This window comes from Stenotrophomonas sp. HMWF003 (assembly GCF_003061285.1).
Lineage (GTDB): Bacteria > Pseudomonadota > Gammaproteobacteria > Xanthomonadales > Xanthomonadaceae > Stenotrophomonas > Stenotrophomonas maltophilia_AP.
In genome coordinates this window covers 12,386-20,522 of the sequence record NZ_QAIW01000467.1, presented here as the reverse complement: position 1 = coordinate 20,522, position 8,137 = coordinate 12,386, and the positions used below count along the sequence as shown (strand labels likewise).

Here is an 8,137-nt window from a genome sequence, read left to right as displayed (position 1 = left end):
CGTGGCCCAGCCGCACGCACGCCGCGACGGCCGCAACGTGGTCACCCAGCCCGATGCCGAGACCAGCCCGGACCTGTCGTCCATGGCCGCCGGCGGCATCCGCTGCAGCCTCAAGGACATGACCCGCTGGATGCAGGTGCTGCTGGACCCGGCGCAGGTGCCGGGCTGGCTCAGCGACGCGCAGCGCCGCGCGCTGTGGACCGCGCACATGCCGATGCCGATCGGTACGCGCCAGCGGCAGTGGGACAACGCGCATTTTTCCGCGTACGGCTACGGCTGGCGCCTGTCGGATCTGGATGGCCAGTGGAAGGTGGCCCATACCGGCACGCTGTCGGGCATGTACTCCTCGCTGGCGCTGCTGCCAGACCGGCACGTGGGCGTGGTGGTGTTGATCAACGGCGAGGCCGAAGACGCCCGCACCGCACTGATGCAGGCTGCGCTGCGGCACTACACCGCGCCCGATGACACCCGCGGCGTGCTGGACTACGCGCGCCTGCTGCGCGACGAACAGCAGCAACGCCGGCACAGCGGCCACGTGCGCCCGGACACGCGTGCGCGCACGCCGGTCAGCCTGCAGGCCACGGCCGCCTGGCAGGGCCGCTACCGGGACCCGTGGCTGGGGCCGGCGAGTGTGTGCCCGCGCGATGGCCAGCTGCGTTTCCAGGTGGAGAAGTCGCCCCGGTTGCAGGGCACGGTGATGCAGGTGGGCGGGCGTTGGCTGGTGCAGTGGGATACGCTCGGGGCCGATGCCGAGCCCTGGCTGCAGCCGCAGCCGGGCACGCCGCCCACGCTTGCCTTGCGCGCCATCGACCCGGATATCGACTTCAGCTATGACTACCAGGACCTGCAGTTCACCCGCATCGGCGATTGCCCGTAGCGCCTTGCTGATGGTGGCCGCTATCGGCGGTGCCCAGGCGCAGCCGGTACAGGTGTCGCCGGCCCGCACGGTCGAGCAGGCCGGGCTGGTCGACCTTGCCCGCCAGGTGCCCGACATCGCACTGGATATCCGCTACGCCGGCAGCAACAACTTCACCGCCCGCCCCGTGCCTGGCTACGACGCGCCCAAGTGCCTGCTGCTGGCCCCAGCGGCCACCGCGTTGGCCGCGGTGGAAGCGGACCTGCGGGCCGACGGCTACCGGCTGCGGGTGTTCGACTGCTACCGGCCCGCGCAGTCGGTCACGGCATTCGTGGCCTGGGCCCACGACCCGGCCGAACAGTCGCGCAAGGCGCTGCAGTACCCCGACCTGGACAAGCCGGCGCTGCTGGGCGGCTACATCGCCGAGACCTCCGGCCACAGCCGCGCCGCCACCGTCGACCTGACCCTGCTCGATTGCCGCGCAGGCCCCTGCACCGCGCTGGACATGGGCACCGACTTCGACTTCTTCGGCCCGCGTGCGCATACCGATGCCGCGGACATCAGCGCGCCCCAGCGTGCCAACCGCCAGCGGCTGGTACAGGCGATGGCCCGGCACGGCTTTGCCAACTACCCGCTGGAGTGGTGGCACTACACCCTCCGCCCCGAGCCGGACCCGCACACCGCCTACGACGTGCCGGTGCGCTGAGCAGCGTGGTCGCGGGCTGCGCCGCTACACTGTGGCCTGACACGCCGCCCGGACCACGATGAACCTGCCGCTGCACTTTGGATTGCTCGGAACCCTGGAAGCCGGCCTGATCGCGCTGCTGGTCGGCCTGCTGGTATATGCGCTGTGGCATCGGCTGTGCCGCGCGCTGGGCTGGACCGCCGGGCACGCCATCGGCTGGGCCTGCGTGATGGCGGTGGTGGTATCGGCCGGCATCGATGCGTGGAAGCTGTTTTACATGGGCATGATGCGCCTGGAGTCGCCGCTGTATGCGCGGTTGTTCCTGGCCGGCATCCACGATCCCAACGAACTGGGCTCGCGGGTGGTACTGGAAGTGGCCGGTGCACTCGGCGGTGTTGCATTGGGCTGGATGATATTCAGTTCGCGCTCAGGCGAAAAAAACGCCAGCCAAGGCTGATATTCCGTTTGCATCCGGTTAAATCCGCGCCGGTTGAATGCTCTTCTTACTACCTGCTCACCTGCACATAACCTGTGCGGTAAACGACGCGCGTGGGCAGGTGGTTAACACCGCGTGCGCACGCCGATTGCGGCGCAAAGTTGATTCACAAACGGGGTGGCAGTGTAGGGCCGTGCGGAAACAACGAACCGTGCAACACCCCAATAGCAGGAGACCACCCAATGACTATTCGCAACCGCAAGCCCCTGATCGCCCTGATCGTCGCCGCAGGCAGTGTGCTGGCCATTCCGGCGATGGCCCAGTCCGCGCAACAGAGCGCCGCGCAGGCACAGAACCAGGCCGCGCAGGCCCAGCAGGCAGCGGCGCAGGCCGGCCAGGCGGCAGATTCGGCCGCCGGTGCCGCCGCGCAGGCCTCGCAGCAGGCCAGTGGTGGTGGCCAGACCTGGGCCAGTGTGGATACCGACGGCAACGGCACCATCAGCAAGCCCGAAGCACAGGTCAATGCGGGTCTTGCCCAGGTGTTCGACCAGGCCGACAGCAACAAGGACGGCGAGCTTTCGCCGGACGAGTACAAGGCGTACGTGGCGGCCCAGCAGGGCAAGGCGGCCAGTGGCAGCGGCGCACAGCCGGGCAACTGATCCACGTGCAGCATCCAGTGCATTGAGCGCAAGGGCTGAACACCGCTGGACACCGGTGAACGGCAGGTAGGGGTTGGGCGGCTTCGGCCGCCCTTCTTTTAAGATGGACACCATGGATCATCCCGGCCGCCGGCCTCCCTTCGACGTGTACCTCCCCGTTCCGGGCGAACCGCCGCCGCAACGGGTGTCGCACCTGGCGCCCGGCGAGGTGGTGGTGGTCACCGGTGCTTCGCCCGGCGGCTGCGCGGAATCCATCGCCTTCGACGACCACGGCCCGCGCTGGGCCAACACAGCCCTTCAGCAGGTGCTGGGCGAGCTCAACACCCGCGGCCTGCCGTTCCAGTACCAGCCGCATGATCCCGAAGGCCCGGCCGCGCTCATGGCGTGGTGGCAGGAGACCGGGCAGCTGGCCAGCAGCTACCGCCAATTCAGCTGGCAGGGCCCGGGCCAGTGGCTGCTTACCCGCATCGAGCTGCCGCAGCGCGGCGTACTGGGCTGGGACGGGCCGCGGCCGTTCGGCCAGTGAGCCGATGATGTCATTGGGCTGGCGCGGCGCTGTTGTTATCCTTGCCCGATGATGACCTCCTCGCCCGCGCCCACCGGCGCCATCGGCCTGGTCGGTTTTGACGGTGACGACACGCTGTGGAAGAGCGAAGACTATTACCGCAAGGCCGAGCAGGATTACCTCGACATCCTGTCGCGCTACATCGACGTGCACGACACCCAGACCGCACGCCACCTGCTCGAAGTCCAGCAGCGCAATCTCGGCGTGTTCGGCTACGGGGTGAAGGGCATGACCCTGTCGATGGTCGAGGCGGCCATCGAGATCACCCAGCAGATGATCACCGCGCGTGACCTGCAGCAGATCCTGGACATCGGCCATGACACCCTGCGCCACCCGGTCGAGCTGATCGACGGCGTGCGTGAGTCGGTGACCGAGATCGCGCGGGACTATCCGGTGGTGCTGATCACCAAGGGCGACCTGTTCCACCAGGAGGCCAAGATCAAGCTGGCCAACCTGCGCGACCTGTTCCCGCGCATCGAGATCGTGTCCGAGAAAGACCCGGAAACCTACGCGCGCGTGCTGGAAGAATTCGATCTGCCGATCGAGCGCTTCTGCATGGTCGGCAACTCGTTGCGCTCGGACATCGAACCGGTGATCACCCTGGGCGGCTGGGGCATCCACACCCCGTACGCGGTGACCTGGGCGCATGAAACCCAGCACGGCGTGGCCGACGACGAACCGCGCATGGTCGACGCCCCGACCGCCTTCGACTGGCCGCAGGCCCTGCGCGCCATCGAAGCCAAGGCCGCGCAGGCCTGACCGGCATGCAGCGCGGCGGCGGTGGTGTCCCATGAACTTGCGCACGTGGCTGGTGCTGCTGGTGCTGATGCTGCCGTGGGCGGCATCGGCGCAGCAGACTGCTGAAAAGTCCGAGACGTATGTCGTCGATACCGGCGACGCCTGGGTGGACGGCCAGCTGCAGGACATCAACCACTATGCCGAACGCTACCCGGACAGTTTCCTGGACGAGGTGGCGCGCTATGCCGGCGTGTCGCGCGGCTACATCGCCGCGCTGATGTACACCCACGGCTGGCAGGCGGGTGACATCTACTTCGCCTGTTTCTGGGCCCATGCCATCGAGCGCTCCTGCCGCGACAGCGTGCAGGCCTGGAGCCGCGCGGTATCGGAAGAGGGCCAGCCCAAGCGCTGGGAGGACGTGGTGGCCGCGCTGCCGGTCACGCCGACCAACCTGCACTGGCGCGCGCTGCGCCACGCCATCGTGGCCAGCCACGACCACTGGGACCGCCCGATCACGCTGGACGCCACCCTGCAGCGCCAGCTCGGCGACCGCGCCCAGCGCCAGCGCGCAGCGAGCAACCCCACGCCGCCCACGCGCTAGATCTCTGCGCACGCCCGCACCGGTGGCTGCACGGATCTGCGCATGCCCGCACCGGGTAGAGCCACCCCATGGGTGGCTGCACGGAATGCCATGGTCGCGAAGGGCAGCCACCCATGGGGTGGCTCTACCCGCAAACGCCCCTTTGTTGCTGTGCAGATCGCGGTAACCCCCCGCCCTCGGCGACAATGCGCGCTTGCTGCACCTTCCCCCGTGATCCGTTGCCGAGTACGTAATGAGCGCCGACCGTTTCGTTTCACCCGACGATATCCGCAGCCTGTTCGCCCAGGCCATGTCCACCATGTACCGCACCGAGGTGCCGCTGTACGGCACGCTGGTGGACCTGGTGGCCGAGATCAACGATGCCGTGCTCACCGCCAACCCGGCACTGGCCGAGCAGCTGGACCGCACCGACGAACGCAGCCGCCTGGACCAGGAGCGCCACGGCGCCATCCGCGTGGGCACCGCCGAGGAACTGGCCACGCTGGGCCGCCTGTTCGCAGTGATGGGCATGCACCCGGTGGGCTATTACGACCTGTCGGTGGCCGGCGTGCCGGTGCATTCCACCGCGTTCCGTCCGCGCACCGCCAAGGCACTGGCGCACAACCCGTTCCGGGTGTTCACCTCGCTGCTGCGGCTGGAGCTGATCGAAGACGCCGCGCTGCGCGAGGAATCGGCGCGCATCCTGGCCCGGCGCCGCATCTTCACCGACACCGCGCTGGCCCTGATCGACCAGGCCGAGCGCGACGGTGGCCTCAGCCAGGACGATGCCCGCCGCTTCGTCATCGAATCGCTGGAGACCTTCCGCTGGCACGGGGATGCCACCGTGTCGCTGCCCACCTACCACGCCCTGCACGACGCGCACCGCCTGATTGCCGACGTGGTCAGCTTCCGTGGCCCGCACATCAACCACCTCACCCCGCGCACGCTGGACATCGACGCTGCGCAGGCGGCCATGCTCGCGCGCGGCATCGACGCCAAGGCCGTGGTCGAAGGCCCGCCGCCGCGTCGCTGCCCGATCCTGCTGCGCCAGACCAGCTTCAAGGCGCTGCAGGAAACCGTGCACTTCCCGTCGGGCGAGGCGGCTGATGCCGGCACCCACACCGCGCGTTTCGGTGAGATCGAACAGCGTGGCCTGGCACTCACCCCGAAGGGCCGCGCGTTGTACGACCAGCTGCTGGCCCAGGCACGCGACAGTGGCGGCGCCGGCAGCACCGGGCAGGATTACCCGACCCGCCTGGCCGCGGCATTCACCGGGTTCCCGGACGACCACGCCACCCTGCGTCGCGAGGGCCTGGGCTACTACCGCTATGCCCTCACCGACGCCGGCCGCGCCGACCCGTCCGCCATCGGCGACCTGCCGGCCGAAGCACTGATCGCCGCCGGCCTGGCCAGCGCCGACCCGATCGTCTACGAGGATTTCCTGCCGGTCAGTGCCGCGGGCATCTTCCAGTCCAACCTGGGCGGGGAAGAGCAGCGCGCGTATGCCGCCCATGCCAACCGTGACGCATTCGAGCAGGCGCTGGGCATGCAGGTCGAAGACGAATTCGCGATCTACGAACGCCTGCAGGCCGAATCGCTGGCGACGCTGCGTAACGCGTAACGCGTAACACCGGAGTGCCACGACCAACGGTCGTGGCCTACCGCCGGTGGATCATGCTTTCATCGTGCCCGTATCCAGCCACCGCTGGTGCCACGACAACGCTTCGGGCAGCAGATGCGGAGTGTGCTTGCCGTAACTGTCGCGGCTGGCGCGCTCGAAGTAATCGTTGAGCGGGTCGCGGAAATCCGGGTGCGCGCAGTTGTCGATCACCACCCGCGCGCGCTTGCGCGGGGTCAGCCCACGCAGGTCGGCCAGGCCCTGCTCGGTCACGATCACCGACACGTCGTGCTCGGTGTGGTCCACGTGGCTCACCATCGGCACGATCGCCGAGATGCTGCCGTTCTTGGCGGTGGACGGGCTCAGGAACGCCGACAGGAACCCGTTGCGCGCGAAGTCGCCCGAGCCGCCAATGCCGTTCATGATCCGCGTGCCCATCACATGGGTGGAATTGACGTTGCCGTACAGGTCCACCTCGATCATCCCGTTCATGCCAATGCAGCCCAAGCGGCGCACCAGTTCGGGATGGTTCGAGATTTCCTGCGTGCGCATGATGATGCGCTCGCGGTAGAAATCGATGTTCGCCTTGAACGTTTCATTGGCCTGCGGGCTCAGTGCAAACCCGGTGCACGAGGCATAGCTCAGCACCCCGTCGCGCAGCAGGTCGAGCATGCCGTCCTGGATCACCTCGGTGAACGCGGCCAGGTCGCGGAAGCCGCTCTTGGCCAGCCCGGCCAGCACCGCGTTGGGAATGTTGCCCACGCCGCTCTGCAGCGGCAGCAGGTTGGCCGGCAGCCGGCCCTTGGCCACTTCGTGCTTCAGGAAATCGATCAGGTGTTCGGCGATCTGCTCGCTGGTGGTGTCGATCGGGCTGAACGGACTGTTGCGGTCCGGGCCGTTGGTGCGCACCACCGCCACGATCTTGTCCGGGTCGCAGCGCAGCGAGGTTTCGCCGATGCGGTCGTTGGCGTGCACCAGCGGAATCGGCTTGCGGTGCGGCGGCAGCGCCGTGCCGTAGTAGATGTCGTGCATGCCGTCCACGCCGGCCGGCTGCCACTCGTTGACCTCGATGATCACCTTCTTGGCCAGGTCCAGCCAGGTCTTGTTGTTGCCCACCGAGGTGGACGGCACCAGCGAGCCGTCCTCACGAATGGCCGACACTTCCACCACCGCGGTGTCGATGTCGCCATAGAACCCGAACCACACGTGCTGGGCCACGTGGCTGAGGTGGATGTCGATGTAATCCAGCTTGCCCTCGTTGATGCGGTTGCGTGCATCCGGGTCGCTCTGGAACGGCATGCGCATGGCGATGCCGTCGGCCTTGGCCAGGGCGCCGTCCAGCTCCGGGGCGGTGGACGCGCCGGTCATCAGACTGATCTGGAACGGCAACCCCTGGGCATGCACCGCCTCGATGCGCTGGGCCAGCGCCACCGGCACCGCCTTGGGATAACCTGAACCGGTAAAGCCGCTCATGGCGACGGTTTCACCCGGCTGGATCAGGGCGGCGGCAGCTTCAGCGGATACAACGCGGTCACGCAGACGCGCGTTGGCAATGCGATCGACAGACATGACGACAACGTTTCTGGGGGGATCTGCATTATCGGCGATCCACGCCGTGCGGGGTGTGCGACCAAGGTGGGATGGCGCTTCGCGCTATCGGCACCCCTGTTCAGTTTCGCGATCACTTCTGTACCCGCAAGTATTGTTTTGCAGTGCAGCGTGCAACTTTTCCGAGGACCCTAGAAGATCGACCTGCATCCCGACGTGGGGGAGGGAGCAGAGCCCGCTGGCAGTTCGCTGCAAGCGGGCTTTTTATTGTCTGAAATTTGGGAACGGCCCCGTATACCACTGTCCATGCACGGCCGATCCAGGCCAGGCAGAGCTGGGCGCTGCGCCAGGCCCAGCCAGTAGGGTCGGATCCCCATCGACCGCCGACCCAGCCCATCACCGCGGCGAACGCATGACCTCGGCCGAAGAAAGACGGACGGTCGCTATCGCCA

9 protein-coding genes are annotated in these 8,137 nt (G+C 67.8%); 8 read left to right on the top strand and 1 reads right to left on the bottom strand.

Translation table 11 applies throughout. The features are described from left to right. The 8 genes from DBR34_RS24460 to DBR34_RS20840 all read left to right on the top strand — a co-directional run. Window positions 1-877 (top strand): serine hydrolase (locus DBR34_RS24460; protein ID WP_258224225.1); only part of this gene is annotated, 877 nt, incomplete at its 5' end. A 10-nt stretch (window positions 878-887) separates the two neighbouring features. Further along, window positions 888-1,562, top strand: a complete 675-nt coding sequence (locus DBR34_RS20870) for a M15 family metallopeptidase (protein WP_258224224.1) — start codon at window positions 888-890, stop codon at window positions 1,560-1,562. A 58-nt stretch (window positions 1,563-1,620) separates the two neighbouring features. Next, window positions 1,621-1,998, top strand: a complete 378-nt coding sequence (locus DBR34_RS20865; protein ID WP_128098196.1) for a hypothetical protein — start codon at window positions 1,621-1,623, stop codon at window positions 1,996-1,998. Between the two features lie 221 nt (window positions 1,999-2,219). Beyond that, window positions 2,220-2,636 (top strand): EF-hand domain-containing protein, encoded by a 417-nt coding sequence (locus DBR34_RS20860; protein WP_128098195.1) that lies wholly within the window; start codon window positions 2,220-2,222, stop codon window positions 2,634-2,636. Window positions 2,637-2,748: 112 nt separating this feature from the next. After that, on the top strand, window positions 2,749-3,162 hold the full coding sequence (locus DBR34_RS20855) for a hypothetical protein (RefSeq protein ID WP_128098194.1): 414 nt from the start codon (window positions 2,749-2,751) through the stop codon (window positions 3,160-3,162). Between the two features lie 48 nt (window positions 3,163-3,210). Continuing rightward, the gene (locus DBR34_RS20850; protein ID WP_128098193.1) at window positions 3,211-3,960 is read left to right on the top strand and encodes an HAD family hydrolase; all 750 of its coding nucleotides are present in this window, start codon (window positions 3,211-3,213) and stop codon (window positions 3,958-3,960) included. A 31-nt stretch (window positions 3,961-3,991) separates the two neighbouring features. After that, complete coding sequence (locus DBR34_RS20845) at window positions 3,992-4,540, top strand: hypothetical protein (RefSeq protein ID WP_128098192.1); 549 nt, start codon at window positions 3,992-3,994, stop codon at window positions 4,538-4,540. Between the two features lie 232 nt (window positions 4,541-4,772). After that, complete coding sequence (locus DBR34_RS20840; protein WP_128098191.1) at window positions 4,773-6,140, top strand: VOC family protein; 1,368 nt, start codon at window positions 4,773-4,775, stop codon at window positions 6,138-6,140. A gap of 51 nt (window positions 6,141-6,191) precedes the next feature. On the opposite strand, the gene DBR34_RS20835 is transcribed toward DBR34_RS20840, so the two are convergent. Continuing rightward, a complete protein-coding gene (locus DBR34_RS20835; RefSeq protein ID WP_128098190.1) occupies window positions 6,192-7,706 on the bottom strand; it encodes an acetyl-CoA hydrolase/transferase family protein in 1,515 nt (504 codons plus the stop codon). Window positions 7,707-8,137 lie beyond the last annotated feature (431 nt).

Coding starts and splice junctions, on each gene's coding strand:
- DBR34_RS20835 (WP_128098190.1), bottom strand. CDS start 7,706: ATGTCTGTCGATCGCATTGCCAACGCGCGTCTGCGTGACCGCGTTGTA.
- DBR34_RS20840 (WP_128098191.1), top strand. CDS start 4,773: ATGAGCGCCGACCGTTTCGTTTCACCCGACGATATCCGCAGCCTGTTC.
- DBR34_RS20870 (WP_258224224.1), top strand. CDS start 888: ATGGTGGCCGCTATCGGCGGTGCCCAGGCGCAGCCGGTACAGGTGTCG.
- DBR34_RS20860 (WP_128098195.1), top strand. CDS start 2,220: ATGACTATTCGCAACCGCAAGCCCCTGATCGCCCTGATCGTCGCCGCA.
- DBR34_RS20865 (WP_128098196.1), top strand. CDS start 1,621: ATGAACCTGCCGCTGCACTTTGGATTGCTCGGAACCCTGGAAGCCGGC.
- DBR34_RS20855 (WP_128098194.1), top strand. CDS start 2,749: ATGGATCATCCCGGCCGCCGGCCTCCCTTCGACGTGTACCTCCCCGTT.
- DBR34_RS20850 (WP_128098193.1), top strand. CDS start 3,211: ATGATGACCTCCTCGCCCGCGCCCACCGGCGCCATCGGCCTGGTCGGT.
- DBR34_RS20845 (WP_128098192.1), top strand. CDS start 3,992: ATGAACTTGCGCACGTGGCTGGTGCTGCTGGTGCTGATGCTGCCGTGG.